Consider the following 23,181-nt stretch of genomic DNA (forward strand, 5'->3'; position numbering starts at 1 on the left):
CCCAATCTTCCGGACAACCGGTCCGTCAGCGCCGGACAATGCGCCCGTAGGTTTTATTTCGTCCACTCCGGGCACTGCCCGCCCCTCCTGGACAAGCATGAAAAAGGTGCCGGTCGCCCCGTGGCGGCCGGCACCTCATGTCGTACGGCTGAGTCAGTAGTTGCCCTTTTCCTGGAAGTTGTTCCAGGCCCCGCACGGCGTCTTGTACCGGCCCTTGATGTAGCTCAGGCCCCACTTGATCTGGGTCGCCGGGTTCGTCTTCCAGTCCGCGCCGAACTGGGCCATCTTGTCGCCGGGCAGCGACTGCGGGATCCCGTACGCCCCGGAGCTGCGGTTCTCGGCCTTGTAGTTCCAGCCGCTCTCGTGGTCCCACAGCTCGTTCAGGCAGGGGAACTCGGCGATCTTGAAACCGGACGACAGCATCAGCGCGCACCCGATCTGGCGGCTGCCGCTGAACTCGTCACACGACGCCGGGATCTTGCCGTTGAACGGCACCGGCCCGGCCGCTTCCTCGGCCTTCCGCTTGGCCTCGGCCTTGGCCGCGGCGACCGCCTTGGCCTGCGCCTTGTCCAGCGAACGCGCACCGGCGGCGGCGGTCTTCGCGACACTCTCCGCCTTCACGGCGGCGTCTTTCACCGCCTCCTCCCGGGCGGCCCGGGCCGCGGCGTGCTCGGTCTCCCGCGCGACCAGCAGCCGCTCGGTCTCGGCCGCCGACTCCGCGGCGGTCTGCTTGGCGTCCTGGTGGCGTGCCACCGCCACGCCGCCGATCAGGCCGGCCAGCAGCAGAACGACCGACGCGACGCGTAGGCCTGTGGTCCGGAGTCGTTTCACCGGGGGTGTCCCTTTCGGCGGGCATGAATCGTCGGCGCTTCCATCGATCGCATGCCTCGGAGGGGGGTCGGCTCAGGGAAGCGCGAAAGGCAGTTTGATGCCTGTCAGGGCGTCCTTGCAAGAGCAGGAGCGCTCGGACGGCAATTTCGCTACCGCATCGAGCAGAACGTCCCTGAGCAGGGCCGTGTTGTCGGCGAAAACCTGGAAAACCTCATCCTGCGTGACCCCGTGGTCACCCTCCACACCGGCGTCCAGATCGGTCACCAGAGCGATCGCGGTGTAACAGAGAGCAAGCTCCCGGGCGAGCACCGCCTCCGGGTGGCCGGTCATGTTGACGATCGTGCCGCCGATCGACGTGAACCAGCGGGACTCGGCGCGGGTCGAGAACCGCGGGCCCTCCACCACGACCATCGTGCCGCCGTCCACAGCGTTCACCCGGGCGGCGGATTCCAGCACCGTCGACCGGCCCGCCGGACAGTAGGGATCGGCGAACGACACGTGCACCGCGCCCTCGTCGTAGAACGTCTGCACCCGGCCGCTGGTCCGGTCGATCAACTGGTCCGGCACCACGAACGTGCCCGGGCCCAGCTCCGGCCGCAGCCCGCCGACCGCGCACGGGGCGACGATCTGCCGCACACCCAGCGAACGCAGAGCCCACAGGTTCGCACGGTAGGGAATCAGGTGCGGCGGAAAGCGGTGATCACGGCCGTGCCGGGGCAGGAACGCCACCCGGCGGCCACCCACCTCGGCCACCGTGATCCGATCCGACGGCGGGCCGAACGGCGTGTCCACCTCGTGCTCGGTGGCGTCGTCGAGAAGCGCGTACAGCCCCGATCCGCCGATGACGCCGATCTCTGCTGCCGTAGGTGGCGGGTTCATGCCCAGACCTTATCCGTGGACTGAATCGCAAGCTAATGTGCGAGTCATGGCTACGTCGAGCGGACGGCGGTAAACACGTGTTCGGTGAGCAGCAGCGGATCGGAGGCCGGTCGGTGGAGTCGATGACCGGTCAGCTGCTCGTCGCCACGCCCACCCTCAAGGACCCCAACTTCGACCGTACGGTCGTGCTGCTGGTGGCCCACGAGAGTGGCGGCGCGCTGGGGGTCGTGCTGAACCGCGCGACCGAGGTCCCGGTGGCCGAGGTCCTCGGCACCTGGGGCGAGCTGGCCGGCGATCCCGCGGTGCTGTTCGAGGGCGGCCCGGTGCAACCCGAGTCGGCCATCTGCCTGGCCCGCACCCGCCCCGAGGTGAAGAAGCGGCTGTCCGGGTTCCATCCGGTCAGCGGCGCCCTCGGCACCCTGGACCTCTCCGCCGACCCGGAGCGCCTGCGGGAGAGTGTCGCCGGCATCCGGGTCTTCGCCGGTTACTCCGGCTGGTCGGCGGGCCAGCTCGAGGAGGAGATCGAGGCCGGCTCCTGGTTCGTCTTCGACGCGCTGCCCGGCGACCCGTTCGTCGAGCGCCCCGACGACCTGTGGGCCATGGTCCTGCGCCGTCAGGGCGACATCCTGGCCGCTGTCGCCCACTTCCCGCCGGATGTCTCCCTGAACTGAGGGGGGTCCTTCGTGGGGCCCTGCAGGGGTGTGTAATATTTCCAGCGTGCCCGGGGGAAACGCCGGGGGCAAAGAAGTAGAAGTGCAGCAAGAAATGCAAGGCAAGGGGCTGTGGCGCAGCTGGTAGCGCACCACACTGGCAGTGTGGGGGTCAGGGGTTCGAGTCCCCTCAGCTCCACCCTTGAGAAACGCCCGGACTTCGGTCCGGGCGTTTTCTGCATTTCCGGGTTCCCGCGCGCCGGTTCGGGCAGGGTGTGAAGGACAGCTCAGGTGTCGCAGGCGGTGCCGTTGCGGTCCGGGTCGAGGCGGTGGCGGTCCGCGCCCCGCACCGTCAGTGGCTCGTCGAGGAATCCGCGGTCGCGCAGCCAGGCGCAACCGTCCCGGACTCCGGGCGGGAACCGCAGCGGCACACACTGGGTGCGCGCGCCGTACGCGTGATCACACCCGTCCACGGTCACCGGGATCGCCAGCTTCGACGTCGGCGCCGGCAGCGGTGGCAGTGGGCTGGTCGTCGGCCGGCCCGCGAAGGTCGGCGCGAACGGCTCGCCGGTCGCCGGGGCACGGCCCGCGGCCTGGGGTTGTGCCAGCGCGCCCACCCGCACCCACTCGGCCACCGACGGCACCCCGTCGGTGCCCAGCAGGAAGAGCATGTACCAGCCGGGTGGGGCCAGGTTCGGGTCGCTGGTCAGGTTGAGCCCGATCCGGTTGCCGTCCACGCTCATCGGCAGGTCGACGAAGCGCTGGTTGGGGTCGCTGGAGTGGGTGACCGCGGCCGGCCGGATCAGGGCCGCCCGCAGGATCGGGCCGTCGACGGTGACGGTGTGGCTGCTGCCGTACGCCCACTCGGTGTCCACGCCGCCGAGGATCTGCGGACGGGCCCCGTGGAACAGGTACGGCGGGGTGTAGACCGAGATCCGCATGTCGAACGATCCGTCACCGGGGTTGTCGCCGACCGCCATCACCCGGCCGTCCGGCAGCAGGAACGCCGACGAGTGGTAACCGCGCGGCACCGGGTCGACGGCCATCCCCGGGGTGAACGTGTCGGTCGCCGGGTCGAACATCGACGCCTCGAACACCGGGTCGGCCCGGTTGTGCAGTGCCCCGCCGGTCTCGAAGACCTTCCCGTCCGGCAGGAGCACCGCGGACACGTACATCTTGCCGGTGGGTAGTGCGGGTCCGGGCCGGTAGACCGGGTCCGCCGTCCGGAGGTCGATCAGGTCGGTGAGCGCGTGCGCGTCCGGGTTGGTGTCGATGTTGCCGCCGCCGAGGGTGAGCACCCGCTGGTCCTGGGCCGGGGGCAGCAGGACGCTCATCGACTGGTCGCGTTCGTCCTTGTTGCGCAGTCCGGGCACCGGTGTGATGGCGCCGGACTCGTAGTCGTACAGGGCGGCCCCGGTCCCGGGCAGTCCGTTGCCGAAGACGTGGCTGCCGGTGTAGAACAGCCGCCCGTCCCGCATCAGGATCATCGACGGGTAGAGGCCCCAGAAGTTCCATGTCTGGTTCGCCTCGCCGATGCCGAGCCAGCGTTCCTCGGACAGGTCGAAGTACTGGGTGGCTACGGTGCCGGAGGAGTCCTCACCGAGGCCGCCGAGGGCGATCACGTCCCCGTTGCCGATGATCGTGGCGGAGGGGTACCAGGACCCGGCGCTCATGTCGTTGACCCGGTCGTACGACATGGTGTTGGGGTCGAAGATGTAGGAGTCCTTCAGCCCCTGGTAACCGTGGCTGAGGTCGGCGGCGGGATAGTCCTTGTTCCCGCCCATGATCAGGACCCGTCCGTCGGGCAGCTGGACGTGCCCGGCGCAGAAGAGGTCGGCCGGGGTGGGCACGTCGGTGAAGGCGCCGGTCCGCGGGTGGTAGACCGCGGTCCGGAACGTGCCTGCTTCGAACATCTCCTCGCTGTTGCCGGAGCCGGCGACCAGCAGCACGTCCCCGTTGTGCAGCACCACCGCGTGGATGCCCCGGACCGGGGCCTGGAACGGCAGCACCTGCCACGCGCCCCGGACACAGGCGGCGCCGGCGCTGCAGGACCGGTCCGGGGTGGGTTCGGTCGCGTCGACGGTCGTGTAGTCGTCGGTGCGCAGCTCCCCCGTGCCGTAGATGGTCACGCCCCAGACGATCTGTTCGGTGCCGGGCGGGACCTGCGGTGTGCGGACCGTCATCGGGGTCCACCCGGCCGCCGGGGGCAGCGACATCAGGTCGGTCCAGTACACCCAGCCCTCGGCGACGTCCCGCCGGAACGCGGTGACCACGGTGTTCGCGGTGGTGCTGGTGTACCAGGCGGACAGGTCGTACTGGTGGCCGGGCGTGACGGTGGGCGCGCACGACGGGTTCTCCAGCATCATCGCCTTGCGGTCGCCGCCGGTCGCGGCGGACACGGTGATCCGCATGGCGTTGGCTCCGGTCCGGCCGGGGTGGCCGACGTCGAAGGTGTACGTGTTGTCACCCCAGCCGGACCGCTCCCAGCAGAGCGGGAACCCGGTGCTGTCCAGCGTCTCGAAACCCGGGTTGACCAGCAGGTTCGCCGACGCCGACGCCACGCCACCGGGCATCAGCAGCACCGGGATCAGCACCATCATCAGGGCGCGGGCGGTCCACCGCCGGGTCATACCGGGACCGGCCGTGGCCGGACCAGATAGATCACCCGGTCCAGGATCAGGAACCGGATCGCGAACGAGATCACCAGCGTGATCAGGTTGGCGGTGAGGACCCCGGCGCCGGCGCCGTCCACCAGCAGCGCCAGCAGCGGCACCCGGAGGATCAGATCGGCGTTGCCCAGGACGAAGAACCGGAGGAACCGGCTGAGCAGGGTGCGCCGGTGCCGGTGGTTGCGGTAGAGCACGCTGTCGATGAGGGCGAAGTTCCAGGTGACGGCGAGCATGTTGGCCAGCACCGCGGCCGAGGCGTAGTGCACGCCGAGCACCGACACCAGCAGCCAGAGCGCCAGCTGGTTCGGGATCAGGCCGGACAGACCGATCAGCCCGAAACCGATCATCCGCCCGCGCTGGGCCCCGAACCGCAGCAGGGACAGGTGCTTGAGGAACCGTAGGCCCTCGCGCAGGGTGGACTTGGACTCGCCGGCGTGCCGGGGCTGGAAGGCGTACGGGATCTCGACGATCCGGCCCGGGCGGTTCCGGATGATCAGTTCGAGCAGGATCTTGTAGCCGAGCGGCCGCAGCCCGGCGACGTCCAGCGAACTGGCCCGGACCGCGAACAGGCCGCTCATCGGGTCGCTGACCCGCAGCAGGGCGGTCCGGAAGACGACCTTGGTGGTCAGGGTGGAGCCACCGGAGATCAGGCGCCGGTATCCGCTGGCCAGCCCGTCACTCGTACCGCCGCCGGATTTCCGGCTGCCGATCACCAGATCGGCGCCGTCCCGGACGCCGGCGGCGACCAGCTGCGGCACGATCTCCGGCGGATGCTGCAGGTCGGCGTCCATCACCACGATCCACGCGCCGCGGGCCAGCCGCATCCCCTCCACCACCGCGCCGCCGAGACCGCCGACCGGATCGGTGCGATGGTACACGGTGATCGGGATCGGACAGTTCGCTGCTTCGGCCCGGATCACGTCCGGGGTGTCGTCGGTGCTGTCGTCGACGAAGACGATCTCGGTGCCGTCCGCCGGGAGTGCCTCGGCCAGACGCCGCAGCAGCGTCGGGATGTTGTCGCGCTCGTTGAAGGTGGGCACCACGACGGTCTGCCGCAACGTGACGTCCCGGGCGATCTCGCCGATCCGGCCGCGCATGGCGGCCCGGTGCGGGAGCCGGAGTTCGAGGTCGGTCATGGCGGTCATGGCGTGTTCTCCTTGTCGACCTTGCGGATCTCGATGCGGCCGTCCGACGAGCCGAACTCGGCGACGACCGTGGAGTGGGCCAGCAGTGCGCCGACCGTGGGCAGCCCGGACGGGTCCTGGCGCAGCGCCGGGCTGGACACCAGGTAGTCGACGTCCCGCCAGCCGCCGGGCAGGCGCGCGGCGACCTCGGAGTCGAGATCGAGCTTGTAGAACCAGATCACCCGGTCCGGCTGGTATCCGGCCCGGACACAGTCGAGCCAGAGCACGTCGTCGACCACGACGGTGGTGCCCGCCGGGTCCGGGATCCGGGTGCTGAGATAGGCGGCGGCCTGCTCGTACGGCGCGTTGTCGGCGGCGGTCAGCGCGCGTTCGGCGCCGGCATACCAGCGCGGCACGACGAACGACAGCGCCGCCACCGCGACCACTGCCACCGCGACCGCCCGGCGCCGGTCCCGGCGCGGTTCCAGCCTCGTGACGGCGGTGGTGATCACCCCGGCCAGGGCCAGCGCGAAGAACGGCAGGACCTGCACCACGTACATGGCCGGCATGTATCCACCGGGACGCAACGCGACAGCGGTCAGGATCGCCGCCGCCACCCCGATCGGGCGCAACCGGCGGGCGAACAGGGCCGGCACGATGGCCAGCAGCCCGCCGATCAGGAGGATCCGGTCGTAGTAAAGCCACGAGTGCACCAGGGCGTTGGTGCCCGACGAAGCGTCGAAGACGCTGCCCGAACCGTCCCGGCTCATCAGCTGGAACTGCCACGCGCCGATCAGCGACACGTGGTCGGCGCCGGGGAAAAGCTCCCCGCGCAGCACCGCGTAGAGCGGATAGAAACCACCCACCAGAACCAGCCCGGTGACGTACGACCCGAGAGCCCACGGCCGGGTGCTGGTGCGCGCCGAGTTCTGCCAGAGCGCCAGCAGCACCGCGGGCAGCACCAGCAGGATGGTCTCCTTGGACAGGATCGCGATCGCGGTGGCGGCGCCGGCCGCGGCGTAATGCCACAGGTGGCGGCGGGTGGACAGCGCGAGAGCCACGGCGCCGAGCATCCACGCCACCGCGAAACTGTCCAGATAGATCTGCCGGCCCATGGTCAGGAACAGCGGGGACAGCCCCAGGGTGAGCAGGGCCAGGGCGGCGCCCCACTTCGGCAGCCCGGACCGGCGGCCGACCAGGTAGACCAGCAGCAGGGTGGCGGCCTGCACCGGCAGCATCACGAGCCGGCCGGCCGCGACCGTGATCAGTCCGGGTGCGAGCCAGGCCGGCAGCCAGGCCAGGGCGGCCAGCTGGATCCAGCCGAGCGGTGGGTGGTCGTACCAATAGGTGTAATGGGCCAGGCCTCTCCCCTCCTGGACCGCCCAGGCCTGCGCGAGGTAGGTCCCCTCGTCGTCGCTGGCGGTCGGGAAACCGTCGATGTTCCAGGCCAGCAGGACCAGGACCAGGGCGGTGAGTACGCCGGCGATCAGCAGGTCCGGGACCTCCCGCCGGGTCCGGACCGCGGGACGGGGCGACGCGTTGATCCGGGCCGGTAGTTCCAGGGTGCTCATGCCGCCGCCTTCGACAGGTGGGCGCCGACGTGCGCGGTCAGCTCCCAGTTGTGCCGGCCGGTGTACTCCCGCCAGATCGCCCGCAACGCGGCGGCCGAGAGCACCACGCCGAACGGGAACAGCCCGAGCACCAGCCGCGTGTAGTCCTGGGCGCGGATCCGTAGCCCGTACTGGATGCCGAAGTCCCGGAGCCCGATCACCTGGAACATCAGGTTCGCGGCCATCGGCAGCACCGGCAGGAAGGTGATCAGCGCGACACCGACCGGCAGGTCGGCCACCAGCGCGACGGCGATCCCGAGCGGGATGGCCAGACCGGCGAAGGCCTGCAGGAACGGGCCGGTCAGGGTGTACCTGGCGAGCATCCGCTGACCGAACGTGGGCAGCCGGCGCCACTCCCCCTTGCGCAGCACCTGGAGGAAACCCTGGTGCCAGCGGGTGCGCTGCTTGAGCATCGCGCCGAGCGAGTGCGGCGTCTCCTCCCGGGTGACGATGGTGGAGTCGTAGGCGACGACCACCTTGGCGCCCCGGCTGGACAACCGGACACCCAGGTCGCAGTCCTCGGCCAGGCAGGTGCCGTCCCAGCCGTTGGCCTCGCGCAGCACATCGGTGCGGACGAACACCGTATTGCCGCCGAGCGGGATGAATCCCTTGTCGGCGTGCAGGTGCAGGCGGCTGCGGAACCAGAAGAAATACTCCAGGCAGTTGTGCAGGCTGTACCAGCTGGAATGGAAGTTGATCAGTTGCACGCCACCCTGGACCACATCGGCGCCGGTGGCCCGGAATGCGTGATCCACGTGTTCCAGCAGTTCCGGATGGACCTCGTCCTCGGCGTCGAAGACACCCACCACATCACCGCGGGCGTACGGCAATGCCGTGTTCAAAGCCCGCGGTTTGTTCTTCACCTCGTTGTGGTCGGTGACCACCAGGATCCGCCCCGGAGAGGTGCTCGCCACCCGTCGTGCGACGGCGGCGGTCTCCGGGTCGTCGTGCCCGACGATGATGATGATCTCGAATCCCTCGTGCGTCGACTCGAGCAGCCGCCGCACCGTCCGCTCCAGCACGGCCTGCTCGTGCCGGGCCGGGACGAGCAGCGAGAACGTCAGGTGCTGCTCCCCGTCCGGCGCGGCGAACCGGGTCGCCGCGAGGGTCTCCGGAGTACGCCAGGCGTGCATGGTCCACCACAGGGTTACCGCTGCGAAGACAAAAAGAATTACCGACACAAGAATCATGACGACGGCGACCAACTCAAATGCCCCTCTTGGTGCGAATGGATCCCCAGCTTCCATCGACGCATTGATGCTATCGACGATTCACGGGGGTCCATCAAGGGCATAGCCGGGTTCTTTCTCAATGGAAACCTGGCCGTAACCAGCACAGTTGATCAATTCCGAAACACCATTTTCGATCAACACATCTGCCGGTACGCCCATTGACCAGCACCGCGACGATCGATCAATTGACGGCTCGTCACCGTATTGATTCGCACAGGTTTCCACTGTGGATTACGGAGGTGAAACGAAACGTCCCGGGCCACCGGTGGCGGCACGGGACGTTCAGATGACGGCAGGCGGCCGCTACCGGCACTCCTCCGGCCGGGTCGACCGGCCGAGTTCGGTGAGAGCCTGATTGACCTCGGTGGGGGTGGCGAGCCGGTCGAAATCCTCACCTACGACCAGGCCGACCACCTCCTCGGTACGGGTCGGGTCGGGATGTCCCCCGGCCCGTCCGTGCACCATCGCCATCACCAGAAGCGCCTCGCCCAGGGTCGCCGGGCTGTGCGTCACCGAGGTGTACGTGCCGGCCACCTTGACGATCCCCCCGTCCACGACATCGAAGTCACGCTTGCGCAACTCGGCGGCGACCTCGGCGGCCACCCCGGACGGCGCCCCGCCGTCGACGACCCGCACCCGAACCTCCGACGGCGACCTCGGCAACATCGCGGCACAGTCGAGGGCCGGCTCGGTGGACGGCCGTGCCCGGTCGGCGGCCGGCTGCGGCCCGGGCTGTGGTGTCGGCCAGGCGACTGCTACACCTGTCGTCGCCATCACCACGGCACCCGCCACCGCGACCAGCTGCCGGCGGCCCCGGCGACGACCGCGTTCCCGTACCTCGGCCGCCGGCTGCATCTCCAGATCTCGCACGTCGCTCTCCAGATCTCTCAGTCGCTCATGCAGGGGACGGGACACCACTGATCTCCTGGTCCTCGAGAAGACGGCCGAGCGCGGCCCGCGCCCTGGACAGCCGAACCTTGACCGTGCCCACCGGCACGCCGATCGTGGTCGCGATCTCCTGCACCGGGACGTCCAGCAGGTAGTGCAGAGCCACCACCTGCCGCTGGGCCGCGGGCAGCCGCTGCAGCGCGCCGATCACCGCCACCCGATCCGGCGACGGCTCACCGACCACTTCGGACGGGCCCAGCCGGGCGCGCGCGGCCATCCAGCGGCGCAGACTCCGCCACCGGTTCAGCATCAGCCGCCAGGCGACCTGACGGACCCACGCCTCCGGATCGTCGTACCCGGAGATCCGGCCCCAGTGCTGCCAGGCCCGCGCGAACGCCTCCTGCGCCACGTCCTGGGCCTCGGCCCGGTCGCCGCAGGCCGCGTAGAGGTAGAGCACGACACGGCGCACCGTGGCGATGTAGAAACTGTCGAAGTCGGCGCTGTCCCGGCCCGCCATGTCCCCCGCTTCCCGTCGGTGCCCCATCACCGATGAACACACCGCGGCCGGCGATCCGGTTACACGCGGCGGGCAGAAAAGAAGGGCGGCCCCCGGGATCCGGGCGCCGCCCCGATGTAGCGGATGCTCTCAGGTCACCACTTGCTGAAGTAGTAGTTGCCGTTGCGCGCCATCACGACCGGGCTGACGTGGTTGGTCTTCTTGATCCAGCCCTGGGAGGCTTGCGGGGCGTTCCAGTACCTCACCTTGTACCCGCTGTTCGCCGTCTGCTTGTAGATGCCGCTGTGGCTGAGACCCTTGCCGTCGGTGAAGACCACCCGATGACCGGGCGTGAAGTAGCCCGCCTTCTTGGCATCGGTCACGGTCGCCGACCACGCGGGCACCGCGATGTCCTTCGTGGAGCCGATCAGGGTCCAGTCGGTCCGCTGCGTCGAGTAGGGCGTCTTGCTCAGCCACTTCAGGAACGACGAGTCGATCCGCATCTCTTTGCACTGGGTGAAGCCGCACGCGTTCGCGAACAACGTGCCCGAGTGCGGCGTGCTGAACGTGACGACGTCCTCGACGAACAACCGCGGCGGCCACCCGGAGAGCTTCTTCTGCACACCGGTGATCGCCGACCGGATGATCAGGCCGCCCATCGAGTGCCCGACGGCATCGACCGACTTGCCCTTCTTGGTGTAGTTGTTGTAGATGTCCCACGCCAGGAGCCGGCCGAGTTCCTTGATGCTGGTGTTCCGGTCGGTGCGGGCGATCTGGGCGTTGCAGTTCTTGTCGTTCTTGTAGTAGCCGACGGTCCGCACGGTCCCGGTGAAGCTGCCGCCCCGGTACCGCTTGACGGCGGCATCCCACTGCTTGCAGTCGGCGACCGGAACCTTCACCTTCGGGCCGACCTGAATACCGTGCACCCAGTAGATCGTCTCGTTGAGCCCGTCGTTCCGCTTCGGAACAGCAGCCGCCTGAGCACCACCCGGCACCACCACCCCCAGCCCCACCCCGACAATCAGACCCGCCACCCGGACCACGAACCGCTTCATCATCAACAAACCTCCGGCCGCCATCCTGACAACCACCCACAACCCGCTCCAGATGCTGCGTTTGCTTGCTGCGTTTGCTTGCTTTGCGCTATTGTCCGGCCCGGGAGGCGATGGGAATGGCGACGATCGAAGTCGACGAGTACACGAAGCAGGCCGTGGTGTTCGCCGCACGAGTGGCGAATCTTCCCGAAGGTGCGGTCATCAGGCGCCTGATCGCCGATCTCACGGCGCCGGAGCAGACCCCGCCTCCGCCAGCCACCGAGATAGCCGACGGAATCCCGATCCACGCCGACTACGAGGGCCATCGCGTGCGAGCCCGGTACATCGCACCGGCTCGGGTGGAGATCGTCGACGGCCCACTCGCGGGACAGTCCTACCGCAGCCCGACCGGCGCCGCCCGCGCGGTGGTCAGGCTCTACAACCCCGACATCAACGACAACCGCAACGGCTGGACCTTCTGGCAGGTCGACAGCGGATCTGGCTCGCGGGCGCCGTTGCAGTCGATCCGGCCCGGCACCATCAGGTCCGGGCGAGGTTCCCTCCAAGGCCGAGCCGTCATCGCCGACGACTGGGACTCACCAGAGACGAACGACAGCATCGCGCAGGACTTCGGGGTCGCCCCGTGAGCCTCCTCCTCGACACCCATGTGGTGCTGTGGTGGCTCGAAGACGACCCACACTGGCGGATGACATCAAGGATCGCCTCGACAGGGAACCCGACGTCCCCGTGAGCGCAGCCACGGTATGGGAGGTGTCCATCAAGCAGGCACTCGGCAAACTCGGCCCGCCCGACATTCCGGAACGGATCCGCGACAGCGGCTTCCGCCTCCTGGACATCACCGCCCAGCACGGTATCGCCGCCGGACGACTACCGATGCACCACCGCGACCCCTTCGACCGCATCCTGATCGCGCAGGCTCAACTCGAAGGCCTGACCCTGGTCACCCGCGACACTCACGTCCAAAAGTACGAGGTAGACCTGCTGCCGGTATAGACGAAGGCCGCGGGTCACTACGCCGGCCGAAGGCCGCGGGCCGCTGCGCCGGCCGAAGGCCGCGGGCAGTTGACCTGACCCCAGCCAAAGGCGAACGGTGACCGACCGTGATGCGGGGCCCCCGGGGGCTCGGCCCCCGGGGTGGAGAGACGGAACAGCCCCCGGTTCGCGCGTTCCGCGAACAGGGGGCCGCCATGCTGTGGAGGTGCCGGGAATCGAACCCGGGTCCTTCGGTGCTTCGTCAGGGCTTCTCCGAGCGCAGCTCACTGTGTCCCTACTCGGCCCTCCGACTCACGTGAGCAAGTTCGGACGACGGGCCCAGTCACTGATTGATCTCGCCGCGAGGTCCCCGTGACCGGGACCTGTTGGCCAGCCTCCTAGATTATGCCGGCAGCTGGAACGGAGGCGCTTCCAGACCGACAGACCACGCTACTTGCCTCAGGCGGCGAGAGCGTACTGGTCAGCGTTCAACTTATCGTTGGCGCTTATAAGTTTCCGACGACCGATTCTCGAGACGACGTCGGCTTCCTCGGCTCGCTTCCCCTGTCTCCACGTACGAAGTCGAAACCAGTCACCCCCGTGCTAGGTGTGAAATCCACAGCACCGCAATCTTAGCTCACCTTGCAAGATCCGCCACCGACGGTGCAGCTGACCGGCTTGACCAGGTCGCGGCTGCGCTTTTCGGCCTGGAAGCCGACGTTGATCGAGCCGCCGGCGGGCAGGGTGCCGCCGCGCAGGGTGACCGTGCCGCCGTTGCCGCTGGCGCTGGCGTTCCAGGCGCCGCGCACCTCGACGTCGGCACTGGACGGGTAGGTCAGCGTGATGGTGAAGTCGCGGGCGGCGGTGCCGGTGTTGACGACCCGGATCGCGGTGATGAACCCGTCCCGCCACGACGCGCTGGTGCTGTAGGTGGCGGCGATCGTGTCGGCCGGCGGCGGGGCGACGGTGCGCGACGGACTCGTACCGGCGCTGGGTTTGCTGGTGCTCTTGGAGGGTTTGACCGAAGCCGACGGCGACGCGGAGGCCGGGACCGACGGGGTGCGGGACGCCGGGACGGACGGTGACGGGCTGCGGGACGCCCGGGCGGACACCGACACCGACGGCGAGACCTGGTCGGACTCGGTCGGCGGCAGGGGCGGCAGCGAGCCTTCGGCGGCGGCCTGGACGACTCCGGTGGGCAGCACCATCAGCGGCTTGCCGTCCGGCTCCGCGTCGCCGCCACCGGCGCGGACGGCGACCCAGCCGACCAGGCCGAGCAGGATCGCCGAGGCGGAACCGAAGATGACGCGGGACAGCAGGACATGACGGGGGGCGTGCTTCGCCAAGGCGGGGATCTCCCTCGGGAACGGGAACGATCAGAGGCCCGGCTATCGAAGAATCGAAATAGCCCGGCGGGCGAGAATACCTGTCAGCTCATGCCCTTGGCACGCCGCCCCAGCGCCTTGTTCATCTCTTTCTGCGCGTCCCGGCTCGCCAGGTCCTGCCGCTTGTCGTACGACTTCTTACCCTTGGCCACGCCGAGTTCGACCTTCGCGTACCCATTGTGAAAATAGACCGAGAGCGGAACCAGGGTGACACCGTCGTCGCGCAGCTTGCCCAGCATCTTGTGGATCTCTTCTCGGTGCAGCAGCAGCTTGCGGACCCGGCGGGGCTCGTGGTTGGTCCAGGTGCCCTGGGTGTACTCCGGGATGTGCATGCCGTGCAGGTAGATCTCGCCGTCCTTCTCGTGGCCGAACGCGTCGACCAGCGAGGCGCGCCCGAGGCGCAGCGACTTCACCTCGGTGCCGGTGAGGACCATGCCGGCCTCGTAGGTGTCCGAGATGGCGTAGTCGTGGTGCGCCTTCCGGTTGGAGGCGACCACCTTGCGGCCCTGTTCACGTGGCATGAGGGAAAAGACTACCCGCGATTCAACAGAGACAGCCGGGCAGGTAATTCAACGGATTGCGCGGTACGCCGCCGAAGCGCGTCTCGAAGTGCAGATGTGCTCCGGTCGAGGCGCCGGTGCTGCCGACCCGTCCGATGATCTCGCCCCGCCGGACGTACTCACCGACGTGGACGTACATCCGGGACTGGTGGGCGTAACAGGTGCTGAAGCCCCATCCCCCGAGCCGTCCGTGGTTGATGCACGTATAGCGGCCGTACCCGCCGTTCCAGCCGGCCTGGATCACCCGCCCGGACGCCGCGGCCCGGATCGGACTGCCGCCGCCGGCTGCGAAGTCGGTGCCGGCATGCAGTTGCCACACCCGGTAGTACGGGTCGTACCGGTGGCCGAAGTCACTGCTCTTCCAGCCCCGGACCGGCATCAGCAGGTGCCCGCCGGGATAGCGGCTGCCGACTCCGGCGCGTCTCTCCCAGCCCCGCATCACGCCGCGGATCCGCTTCTCGGCCCGGACCGCGGCCTGGTACTGGGCCAGCACGGTGGCCCGCTCGCGCTGGGCGGTCTGCAGGGCCACCCGGCGGGCGGTGACGATCCGGTCGAGGGACTGCTGGGCCTGGATCGCGGCGGCGCGGGCCCGTTCGGCGGCGCGGAGCTTGGCCATCGCGGCGCGTTCGGCGGTCTCGGCCTCGCGCCGGGCCAGGCCGGCCCGGTCCTGCGCGGTTCGCGCCACCCGCCGGGCGCCGATCAGGTTCTGGACCTCCTCCTGCTCGGTCGTCATCAGGTGCTCGACGAGGCCGAGCCGGTCGAGCAGGTCCTGCGGGCCGCTCGCGTCGACGAGCATGTTGATCCGGCCGAGGTTGCCGCCCATGTAGCTCTCGCTGGCGATCTCGTCGACCCGGTCCCGGGCGACCTCGACGTTGCCCGCCGCGGTCCGGTAGTCGGCGGCCACCCGCCGGAACTGGGCCCGGACCCGGATGGCCTCCCGGCGTGCCGTGCCGGCCTCGACGCGGGTGGCGACGACCACCCCGCGACTGCGGGCCACCCGGTCGCGGGCGGCCGGCATGCCGGCGGTGGCCCGGGCGAGATTCTTGGCTGCGGTACGCGCGGACGCGCCGGCGTTCTCCAACAGGGCCTCGGCCCGGCGTACGGCCTGGGCTGCCTTGTCCTTCTGGTCCGCCACCGACGGGCGGGGCGTGGTCAGGACGAGTGCGGCGACACCTAGCAGACAGAGGCAGGCGGCGATAAGTCGGCGATACCCCATGAACGCACGCTACCGCGACCAATCGCCAGCAATGCCCCAAAACGCCCGATAGCCGCCACCCGGTCGAGGGTTGCGGCTATCGGGCGGCGTACCGAAAAGGTCAGACCTTCAGGTAGAAGCGCAGCGTGATCCATGCGGTGATCGCGCTGACCAGCGAACCGACGACGGCGAGCAGGGGCAGCATCAGCCACACGTTGCCGTTGGGGATGGGCGTCAGGATCGTGGTCAGAGCCTGGAGCTTGTTGTCCAGCATGACGACCTTGCCGACGAACAGGATGATGAAGCCCAGAACCGCACCGACAATGCCGGCGACCACCGCCTCCAGGACGAACGGCGCTTGGATGAACCAGTTCGAGGCGCCGACCAGTTTCATCACCGCGACTTCTCGCCGTTTGCTGTAGGCGGCCACCTGAATGGTGTTACCGACCAGCAGCAATGCGGCGAAGGCCATGAAGATGGCGACACCGAGCGCGCCCAACTGGATCGCGTTGAAGATCTCGAAGACCTTCTCCAGCAGCTCGCGCTGGTCGATCACCTGCCGGATCCCGGGCAGGCCCTCGATCGCCTGGGAGAACTGGTCGTACTTCTCCGGGTCGGTGAGCTTGACCCGGTACGACTCCGGCAGGCTGTCCGCGCCGATCGCGTCCACGAAGTCCGGGGAGTCCGCCCAGAGCTTCTTGAAGCGTTCGAGAGCGTCCTCCTTGCTCTCGTACTCCTGGCTGGCGATCAGACCGCTGCCCTTGATGGCCTGGTCGATCGCGGCCTTCTGCGGCTCGGTGACGTCGTCGGTCAGGAAGACGGAGACCTGGATGTTGCCGTAGTAGTAGTCCTTCATCTGGTCTACCTGCATGTACAGAAGTACAGAGGCGCCCAGCATGAACAACGAGACCGACATGGTGATGATCATGGCGATCGTCATCGTGACGTTTCGCCACAGGCCCACCAGGACCTCGTTGAGTACATACTTCACGCGCATCGGGGGGATCCTTCCGGGACTCCGCGTGGCACTGCTTCAGCGTTGATGGGGAGGGCGGAGCCGGGTTTATCCGTAGACACCGCGCGCCTGGTCCCGGACGATGCGTCCGCTCTCGATCTCGATGACCCGGCGGCGCATCTGGTTGACGATGTTGGAGTCGTGCGTGACCATCACGACCGTCGTGCCGGTCCGGTTGATCCGGTCCAGCAGCCGCATGATCTCGACCGAGGTGTCCGGGTCGAGGTTACCGGTGGGCTCGTCGGCGAGCAGGATCAGCGGCCGGTTCACGAAGGCCCGGGCCACCGCCACACGCTGCTGCTCACCACCGGAGAGCTCGTTCGGGTAGCGGTGTTCCTTGCCACCGAGACCGACGAGCTCGAGCACCTCGGGCACCACGCGACGCGCGACGGCCTTGGTCTTGCCGATCACCTCGAGCGCGAACGCGACGTTCTCGTACGCCGTGCGGTTCGGCAGCAGGCGGAAGTCCTGGAACACACAACCGATCGAACGTCGGAAGTGCGGCACCTTCCAGGCACGCAGGGATGTGACGTCCTTGGCGTTCACCACCACCTTGCCGGTGGTCGCCTGGACCTCTTTCAACAGCAGCTTGACGATCGTCGACTTGCCGGAACCGGAGGGACCGATGAAGAAGACGAACTCACCCTTCTCGATCCCGACGCTGACATTGTCCAACGACGGCCGAGACGCCTTCGGGTACGTCTTCGTCACGTTCTCGAGCTGAATCACGGGACAGGAGTCTACGCGGTGTAACGAAATCGCCAACCCCGCCGGGGTCGGGAATATTCACGAGCTGCGGTAACAGTGGAATCGAGCACAACCCGGCCTGACTGACCGTTCAGGCGGGGTTGCGCTCGGTCACTTGTGATCTAGGAAGAGAGCTCGTTCTGCTTGCGCCAGCGGATGCCCGCCTCGATGAAACCGTCCACATCACCGTCGAAGACCGACGAAGGGTTGCCCACCTCGAACTCGGTGCGCAGATCCTTGACCATCTGGTACGGGTGCAGGACGTACGAACGCATCTGGTCGCCCCACGAACCGGTGGTGTCCAGCTTCAGACCGGCCATCTTGGCCTGCTCCTCCTGGCGCGTTCGCTCCAGCAGCCGGGCCTGCAGCACCCGCATCGCGGCCGCCTTGTTCTGCAACTGCGACTTCTCGTTCTGACAGGACGCCACGATGCCGGTCGGAATGTGCGTCAGGCGAACCGCCGAGTCGGTGGTGTTGACGCTCTGCCCGCCCGGACCGGACGACCGGTAGACGTCGACGCGGATCTCGTTGTCCGGGATCTCGATGCTGTCGGTCTGCTCGACCACCGGCATCACCTCGACGCTGGCGAAGCTGGTCTGCCGGCGGCCCTGGTTGTCGAACGGGCTGATCCGCACCAGGCGGTGGGTGCCGGACTCGACACCGAGCGTGCCGTACGCGTACGGCACCTTGACGGTGAAGGTCGCCGACTTGAGACCGGCCTCCTCCGCATAGGAGGTGTCGTAGACCTCGGTCGGATAGCCGTGCCGCTCCGCCCAGCGCAGGTACATCCGCATCAGCATCTCGGCGAAGTCGGCCGCGTCGACACCGCCGGCGCCGGCCCGGATCGCCACGAGCGCCTCGCGGGAGTCGTACTCCCCGGAGAGGAGGGTACGGACCTCCATCTCCTCGATCGCCTTCGTCAGCGCGGTGAGCTCGGTGCCGACCTCGGCGACCGAGTCCTCGTCACCCTCGGCCTCGGCCATCTCCAGGAGCAGCCCGGCGTCGTCCAGCCGGCCGCGCAGGCGCTCGAGCTTGGAGATCTCGCCGGACACGTACGCCAAGCGGCTGTTGACCTCCTGAGCACGGGCCTGGTCGTCCCAGAGGTCCGGCGCGGAGGCCTGCTCCTCGAGGTCCGCCTTGTCCCGCCGCAGCTTGTCGACGTCCAGGACGTTCTCGATGTTGCGAAGGGTCGCGTCTAGGCTCTTCAGTTGCTCGGGAAAGTCGGCAGCGGTCACGACACTCAAGACTACGCCGCCCGGCCAGCTAACTGGCCGGGGCGGTCCGTTCAACTCGTCGGAGCGGCTTTGAGCCAGGTGAGTGCGGCCTTGTGATAGGCGACCGCGAACTCCAGCGCCGCCGCGCCGAACGGGTCGCCGTTCTTCTTCGCCTCCTTGGCCTGCTCCTTGGCCATCGTCATGGCCTCCGAGTGGTACTGATTCGCGGTGGTGTAGAGGCCCTGGAGCTGGTCTCCGGTGTGCTGCTGGCCGAAGGCGACCCGCAGGGCCACCGGATTGCGCAGCGCGTCGCGCCCCGGGGACTCGGCGAGCCAGCGGCTGAAAGCGCGCTTGCCGGACGCGGTGATGGCGTAGGGCTGACTGGAACGGGGGCCCGGCTTACCGAGCCGGACATATCCCATTTCAGCGAGCACGGGCAGTTCGCGGTAGACCTGGCTCCGCGTCATCGACCAGTAGGGCCCGAGGCGGCGTTCGGCAGCCGCCATCAGCTGACCACCGGTCATCGCCCCCTCATGGAGGAGGCCGAGAAGGGCAGCCGCCGTCGGATTGATTTGGAAGTCGGGCATGCCTTCTAAGCTGCCACTTTGTCGCGCCGCCGTCCAGGATTTAGCCCGATCCGTCCAGTTTGCGCCTCCACAAACGACTGTCCCGCACAGACAGTCCGACAACGAGCGAGAGGTTCGGGCGTTTCCTGCCCGGATAGCGGTGCTGACCAGGTAATATGGCGCAGATAAACGGTCAGACGAACCGTTGCGGGCAGGAAATCTTCCAAAAGCCGCGAAACGACTCGCGAAACGAGACAATCACCCTATCTACAAATGGCGTCATGTCCGCGCAGCGTCATAAAGATCAACTTGAGGCATTTGTCCAACGTCGCGTCTCGGTGGACGGCCACGATCACCGGCCCCGCAGGTACGCCGGTTACCCTGAGCCCCATGACAGACCGCCCGACCGCACCGGAGACCGTCGAGGAGTCCCGGCTCACCGTTGCGCTGATCGCGGTGGCCGCCCTGGGCTGGGCCGTGGCGATGCTCTGGTCGGCCCGCGCCACCATCACCGGCCGGGCGGACGCCGCCATGGAGGTCACCTCCACCGCCTACGCGTTGCCCGGCGCCGTCTCCGCCGACCTCGCCGCGGGTGCGGCGGTGGCCCTGCTGACACTCACCCTGATCGGCTCCCGGCGGCCGCTCGGCGCCACCGCCCGCTTCGCCGTGGCGACCGGCGCCGGTCTGCTGGTCGGCCTGCTGAGCGCGGTCGTCATGGTCACGATCAACACCGCCGGCACGATGTACGCGGTGGTCGGCGGCACCGTGGCGGCCGCCGCGACCATCGGTGGCGCGCTGGCCGGGCTCCGGCTCCCCTCGGTCGTCGCCGGCGCCACCGCCGCGTCGGTCGGCGTCTTCCTCGTCGGGTTCACCCTCAACCTGTTCCAGGAGCCGGTGCTGGAGCTGTTCGGCGCCGGTGACACGGCTTCGGCGGCCAACGCGTCACAGTGGTTCTCGTACAGTCAGGCGGCCCTCAGCGGACTCACCGCCGGCCTCATCGCGTACGCGATCATGCGCCGTGCCCACCACCGCGCCGGCGGTGGGGACCTGCGGTGGCCGCTCTACGCGCTGGCCGGTGCCGGGCCCGGCATCCTGCTCGTCGTCGCCGAGCTGCTGTCGCGTACCGCGGGGGCCCAGGTGCTCGAGCTGGCCGGCAAGGTCAGCGACCTGGAGCAGGTGGTGCAGCAGATGCTGAGCACCGCGCGGTTGAACAACGGGCTGATCGTCCTCTTCGTCGGCACGTTGACGGCGCTGTTCGCGGTGGGGCGGACGCTCTCCCCCGCCTCCGGGGACGACGACCTCTCCCCCTCATCGGACTCCGCGGCTTCCGCGGCCGTCGCGCCGACCTCCCCGGCTGCCGCGCCGTCGTCTGCGTCCGCCGCGCCTTCCTCTGCCTCCGCCGCGCCTTCTTCTGACTCCTCCGCGGCGGCCTCTGCTTCCTCCGCGGCGGCCTCTCCGGACTCCCCCGACTCCGATTCCCCCGACTCCCTACCGGAGTTTCAGGCGGGCGGCGCGAAGACCGTGGCTCAGAGCAGTTCGTCCAGCTCGGAGACGGCGTACCACTCCAACTCGTGATCCTCGGCACCGTCGACGGTGAACTGGGCGTCCTCGTCCCCGGACAGGGCCGCCTCCACCACGTCGGCGGCCGCGGAGACCGTCTCGGTCGCATCCGTCCCGTCGACGTGGATGCTGGCCAGATCGGCGAGCCGCACCGGCTGCGGTAACCGGACGGCGCTCGACCCCAACTCGGTGTCCTGGTGGGTCAGGCTGCCGACCGGCACGTCGGCGGAGACCACCACCCGGCGGCGGGGCGCGTCCGGATCCTGGTTCAGCAGCCGCAGGGCATCCTGGGCGGCGCGGGTGAAGGCGACGTACTCCAACTCCTCCTCGTCGCCCTCGGCGTACCACTCCCGGAGCATCGGCGTCACCGCATGCGCGGCCGTGGTCTGATCGCCGATCTGCCCTCCGGCCCGCAGGGTCGCGAGCATCGGCAGGGTGGCCGGGATGTACACCCGGACCAGGTCGGTGATCGGCACGGTTCTTCTCCTCCAGCGTTACGGTCGCCTCGCGGCCGGGCGTGCACAGTACACCGCCATCTCGGCCACGCGGCGTTCCATTCCACCAGGAGTCTCCGGATCGTGGCGTCGCGGGTCCGCCGGACGCCCGGCGGACGCCCGGCGGACATCCGGACCGGCATGACAGCGGCCGGACCCGGGCATCCCCCGCGATGGACAGCGGCCGGGCGCGGGCATCCCCCGCGATGGACAGCGGCCGGGCGCGGGCGTCCGCTGCGGCGGATGACCGCCGGGCCCGGCGGTCATCGCGATGCCGGCTGCAGGCGTTCGACGGCAAACGGTGGCAAACTCATGCCATCGAAAGGCCGTCGAATGGAGGACCCGTGCCGGAGCCCCGATTCCTGCTGCTCTCCGACGTGGCCGCCGAGCTGAACGTCTCGGACTCGCAGGTCTACCACATGGTCCGCAGCGGCGAGCTGCCCGCGATCAAGATCGGCGGGCGCGGTCAGTGGCGGGTCGAGCGGACCACGCTGGAGAAATACATCGAGGAGAAGTACGCCGAGACCGCCGCCTGGGTACGCGACAACCCGCTGGCCGACCGTGAGCCGGAATGACCGGGCGACGCCCGAGGCGGAATGACCGGACAGCGGCTTTTGCGCCTCTTCCCGGATCGGTGAGCGGTCGTTGACCGACTGACCGCGATCGAGCAAGACTTCACGCTGTCGAAAGCAAACGGAGGCAAACACAAGGATTGGCGGTGGTGATGCGATCGGCGACCGAGATTGCACCCATCGGGCCCCGGCCGGCGATTCGTCTGCGCCCGGTGCCCCGATATGAACCTCCCTTCGACGACGAGTCGACGACCCGGGAGTGGTCGGAGTCCGCGGTCCTCGACTGGTCGCCGACCCGGCATCCGTCCGCGGGCCCACCCCCGACGGTGCTGCCCCGGGCCGAGGCCCCCACCATCGCCGGCGTCTCGGGCGACGGCCGCCTGGCGGTCCGCCGTTTCATCCGCCTCTGTGTCGAGGTGCTCAACGGTTTCCGCCCCGCCGCCCACCTGCGCCGCCTGGCGCTGCCTTCCGAGGCCGCCGAGGTGGTGGCTCAGGGCCTGGCAGGAGCCCGCCGGGTGACGGAGTTACGCAAGGCCACCCGCCCCGGCACCCACCGCCCGACCCGCCCGGCCCCGGTCGCCGTGATCAAGGTGATGCTGTGCGAGCCCCGCCCCGGAGCGATAGAGGCAGCCGTGGCCCTGCTCACCGGCGACCGAACCTGGGCGATGGCCTTCCGCCTGGAACTCCACCAGGAGACCTGGACCGCCACCACCCTCCTGATCATCTAACCGCGACCCAACTCCTCCAGGCGACAGCCAAGAAGAAGACCGTCGCGTGAAAGGCTAGTGGGCGAATGCCCGCTCGATGAAGGCAAGGAACGGGCGGATGCCCGCCTGGCAAGGCTGAAAGTGGGCAGATGCCCGCCTGACGACGGATGCCCGCCAGGCAAAGGCCGGGAATGGGCGGATGCCCGCCTGACAAGGCCGAAAGTGGGCAGATGCCCGCCTGACGACGGATGCCCGCCAGGCAAAGGCCGGGAATGGGCGGATGCCCGCCTGACAAGGCCGAAAGTGGGCAGATGCCCGCCTGGCGACGGATGCCCGCCTGGCGAAGGCCGGGAAGGGCGAGCGCTCGTGGGGTGGGGGTGTGGGGGAAGCGGACGGCCCGCGGGCGCCGGCGTGAGCCGGGCCTCGCGGGCCGTTCGGGAGGTGTTGCGCGGGCTGCGGGGACTCCTGTCAGGCGTTGCCCGGGAGACTCCCTGCCAGGCGTTGCCCGGGAGACTCCCTGTCAGGCGTTGCCGGGGGCTCCGTGGCAACGCTTGTACTTGCGGCCGGAACCGCAGTAGCACGGGGCGTTGCGGGACGGGCCGTTCGACTCGGACTGGTCTGCGGCGTGGCGGGGGCGGGAACCGGCCGTGGTGTGGGCCGGGCTCGCCGGGACCGGGGAGCCGCCGGGACCGATCTGGACCGGCGGGGTGGCCGGGGGCTCCTGGCGGATCTGGGGGGCGCCCGCACCGGCCTCGCCGTC

22 protein-coding genes, 1 tRNA gene, 1 other RNA gene and 2 pseudogenes are annotated in these 23,181 nt (G+C 69.0%); 7 read left to right on the forward strand and 19 right to left on the reverse strand.

Features of this window, described 5'->3' with window-relative positions:
• Positions 1–153 precede the first annotated feature (153 nt).
• A complete protein-coding gene (locus tag Aco03nite_RS21160) occupies positions 154–831 on the reverse strand; it encodes an aggregation-promoting factor C-terminal-like domain-containing protein (protein ID WP_203797126.1) in 678 nt (225 codons plus the stop codon).
• Positions 832–903: 72 nt separating this feature from the next.
• Positions 904–1,710: an S-methyl-5'-thioadenosine phosphorylase gene (locus Aco03nite_RS21165; RefSeq protein ID WP_203797128.1), complete on the reverse strand. Its 807-nt coding sequence runs from the start codon at positions 1,708–1,710 to the stop codon at positions 904–906.
• Positions 1,711–1,832: 122 nt separating this feature from the next.
• On the opposite strand from Aco03nite_RS21165, the gene Aco03nite_RS21170 reads away from it, so the two are divergent.
• Both Aco03nite_RS21170 and Aco03nite_RS21175 read left to right on the forward strand, forming a co-directional pair.
• Positions 1,833–2,381: a YqgE/AlgH family protein gene (locus Aco03nite_RS21170; protein WP_203797264.1), complete on the forward strand. Its 549-nt coding sequence runs from the start codon at positions 1,833–1,835 to the stop codon at positions 2,379–2,381.
• Between the two features lie 105 nt (positions 2,382–2,486).
• Positions 2,487–2,559 (forward strand) — tRNA-Ala (locus Aco03nite_RS21175).
• A gap of 88 nt (positions 2,560–2,647) precedes the next feature.
• On the opposite strand, the gene Aco03nite_RS21180 is transcribed toward Aco03nite_RS21175, so the two are convergent.
• The 7 genes from Aco03nite_RS21180 to Aco03nite_RS21210 form a co-directional block, all read right to left on the reverse strand.
• Complete coding sequence (locus tag Aco03nite_RS21180; RefSeq protein WP_203797130.1) at positions 2,648–4,990, reverse strand: galactose oxidase early set domain-containing protein; 2,343 nt, start codon at positions 4,988–4,990, stop codon at positions 2,648–2,650.
• Positions 4,987–6,174 carry a glycosyltransferase gene (locus Aco03nite_RS21185; protein WP_203797132.1) on the reverse strand — a complete coding sequence of 396 codons (1,188 nt, stop codon included), beginning with the start codon at positions 6,172–6,174 and terminating at the stop codon, positions 4,987–4,989. The genes Aco03nite_RS21180 and Aco03nite_RS21185 overlap by 4 nt, the downstream gene beginning before the upstream one ends.
• Positions 6,171–7,724 (reverse strand): glycosyltransferase family 39 protein, encoded by a 1,554-nt coding sequence (locus tag Aco03nite_RS21190; RefSeq protein ID WP_203797134.1) that lies wholly within the window; start codon positions 7,722–7,724, stop codon positions 6,171–6,173. The genes Aco03nite_RS21185 and Aco03nite_RS21190 overlap by 4 nt, the downstream gene beginning before the upstream one ends.
• Positions 7,721–8,953 carry a glycosyltransferase gene (locus Aco03nite_RS21195; protein WP_203797137.1) on the reverse strand — a complete coding sequence of 411 codons (1,233 nt, stop codon included), beginning with the start codon at positions 8,951–8,953 and terminating at the stop codon, positions 7,721–7,723. Before Aco03nite_RS21195 ends, Aco03nite_RS21190 begins: the two co-directional genes overlap by 4 nt.
• Positions 8,954–9,298: 345 nt before the next feature.
• Positions 9,299–9,865, reverse strand: a complete 567-nt coding sequence (locus Aco03nite_RS21200) for a LytR C-terminal domain-containing protein (RefSeq protein ID WP_203797139.1) — start codon at positions 9,863–9,865, stop codon at positions 9,299–9,301.
• A 25-nt stretch (positions 9,866–9,890) separates the two neighbouring features.
• Positions 9,891–10,400 (reverse strand): RNA polymerase sigma factor, encoded by a 510-nt coding sequence (locus tag Aco03nite_RS21205; RefSeq protein ID WP_203797142.1) that lies wholly within the window; start codon positions 10,398–10,400, stop codon positions 9,891–9,893.
• 134 nt (positions 10,401–10,534) lie between these two features.
• Entirely contained in the window at positions 10,535–11,437 is a 903-nt protein-coding gene (locus tag Aco03nite_RS21210; protein ID WP_203797144.1) for an esterase/lipase family protein, read from the reverse strand.
• 62 nt (positions 11,438–11,499) lie between these two features.
• Between Aco03nite_RS21210 and Aco03nite_RS21215 the strand changes: the two genes are divergently transcribed.
• Both Aco03nite_RS21215 and Aco03nite_RS21220 read left to right on the forward strand, forming a co-directional pair.
• Positions 11,500–12,060 carry a hypothetical protein gene (locus Aco03nite_RS21215; RefSeq protein WP_203797146.1) on the forward strand — a complete coding sequence of 187 codons (561 nt, stop codon included), beginning with the start codon at positions 11,500–11,502 and terminating at the stop codon, positions 12,058–12,060.
• Positions 12,057–12,427, forward strand: a pseudogene (locus Aco03nite_RS21220) (type II toxin-antitoxin system VapC family toxin). The gene Aco03nite_RS21215 and the pseudogene Aco03nite_RS21220 overlap by 4 nt, the downstream one beginning before the upstream one ends.
• Positions 12,428–12,624: 197 nt before the next feature.
• Here the strand turns inward: Aco03nite_RS21220 and ssrA are convergent.
• The 8 genes from ssrA to Aco03nite_RS21260 all read right to left on the reverse strand — a co-directional run bounded on the left by ssrA (position 12,625) and on the right by Aco03nite_RS21260 (position 19,109).
• Positions 12,625–13,006: a transfer-messenger RNA gene (gene ssrA, locus Aco03nite_RS21225) on the reverse strand.
• A gap of 32 nt (positions 13,007–13,038) precedes the next feature.
• Positions 13,039–13,752: a cellulose binding domain-containing protein gene (locus Aco03nite_RS21230; RefSeq protein WP_203797148.1), complete on the reverse strand. Its 714-nt coding sequence runs from the start codon at positions 13,750–13,752 to the stop codon at positions 13,039–13,041.
• Between the two features lie 83 nt (positions 13,753–13,835).
• Positions 13,836–14,312, reverse strand: a complete 477-nt coding sequence (smpB, locus tag Aco03nite_RS21235) for an SsrA-binding protein SmpB (protein ID WP_203797151.1) — start codon at positions 14,310–14,312, stop codon at positions 13,836–13,838.
• 22 nt (positions 14,313–14,334) lie between these two features.
• Entirely contained in the window at positions 14,335–15,567 is a 1,233-nt protein-coding gene (locus Aco03nite_RS21240; RefSeq protein WP_203797153.1) for a M23 family metallopeptidase, read from the reverse strand.
• Positions 15,568–15,667: 100 nt separating this feature from the next.
• Positions 15,668–16,543 carry a permease-like cell division protein FtsX gene (gene ftsX, locus Aco03nite_RS21245; protein WP_203797155.1) on the reverse strand — a complete coding sequence of 292 codons (876 nt, stop codon included), beginning with the start codon at positions 16,541–16,543 and terminating at the stop codon, positions 15,668–15,670.
• A gap of 66 nt (positions 16,544–16,609) precedes the next feature.
• Entirely contained in the window at positions 16,610–17,290 is a 681-nt protein-coding gene (gene ftsE / locus Aco03nite_RS21250; protein ID WP_092548084.1) for a cell division ATP-binding protein FtsE, read from the reverse strand.
• Positions 17,291–17,430: 140 nt separating this feature from the next.
• Positions 17,431–18,543, reverse strand: coding sequence for a peptide chain release factor 2 (gene prfB / locus Aco03nite_RS21255; RefSeq protein WP_203797157.1), 1,113 nt, complete (start codon positions 18,541–18,543; stop codon positions 17,431–17,433).
• Positions 18,544–18,593: 50 nt separating this feature from the next.
• Positions 18,594–19,109 (reverse strand): PadR family transcriptional regulator, encoded by a 516-nt coding sequence (locus Aco03nite_RS21260; RefSeq protein WP_203797159.1) that lies wholly within the window; start codon positions 19,107–19,109, stop codon positions 18,594–18,596.
• Positions 19,110–19,478: 369 nt separating this feature from the next.
• Between Aco03nite_RS21260 and Aco03nite_RS21265 the strand changes: the two genes are divergently transcribed.
• A complete protein-coding gene (locus Aco03nite_RS21265; RefSeq protein WP_203797161.1) occupies positions 19,479–20,663 on the forward strand; it encodes a hypothetical protein in 1,185 nt (394 codons plus the stop codon).
• On the opposite strand, the gene Aco03nite_RS21270 is transcribed toward Aco03nite_RS21265, so the two are convergent.
• Positions 20,615–21,076: a DUF6912 family protein gene (locus Aco03nite_RS21270; RefSeq protein WP_203797265.1), complete on the reverse strand. Its 462-nt coding sequence runs from the start codon at positions 21,074–21,076 to the stop codon at positions 20,615–20,617. The two genes, Aco03nite_RS21265 and Aco03nite_RS21270, sit on opposite strands and share 49 nt — an antisense overlap.
• Before the next feature lie 410 nt (positions 21,077–21,486).
• Between Aco03nite_RS21270 and Aco03nite_RS21275 the strand changes: the two genes are divergently transcribed.
• Together Aco03nite_RS21275 and Aco03nite_RS21280 are read left to right on the forward strand one after the other, a co-directional pair.
• Positions 21,487–21,717: a helix-turn-helix transcriptional regulator gene (locus tag Aco03nite_RS21275; RefSeq protein ID WP_203797163.1), complete on the forward strand. Its 231-nt coding sequence runs from the start codon at positions 21,487–21,489 to the stop codon at positions 21,715–21,717.
• Between the two features lie 209 nt (positions 21,718–21,926).
• Positions 21,927–22,442 (forward strand): Rv3235 family protein, encoded by a 516-nt coding sequence (locus Aco03nite_RS21280; protein WP_239145322.1) that lies wholly within the window; start codon positions 21,927–21,929, stop codon positions 22,440–22,442.
• Positions 22,443–22,941: 499 nt separating this feature from the next.
• Here Aco03nite_RS21280 and Aco03nite_RS55045 read toward each other — a convergent pair.
• Positions 22,942–23,031, reverse strand: a pseudogene (locus tag Aco03nite_RS55045) (SEC-C metal-binding domain-containing protein); the annotation flags it as partial.
• Positions 23,032–23,181 lie beyond the last annotated feature (150 nt).

Source organism: Actinoplanes couchii (genome assembly GCF_016862075.1).
Classification (GTDB): Bacteria; Actinomycetota; Actinomycetes; order Mycobacteriales; family Micromonosporaceae; genus Actinoplanes; species Actinoplanes couchii.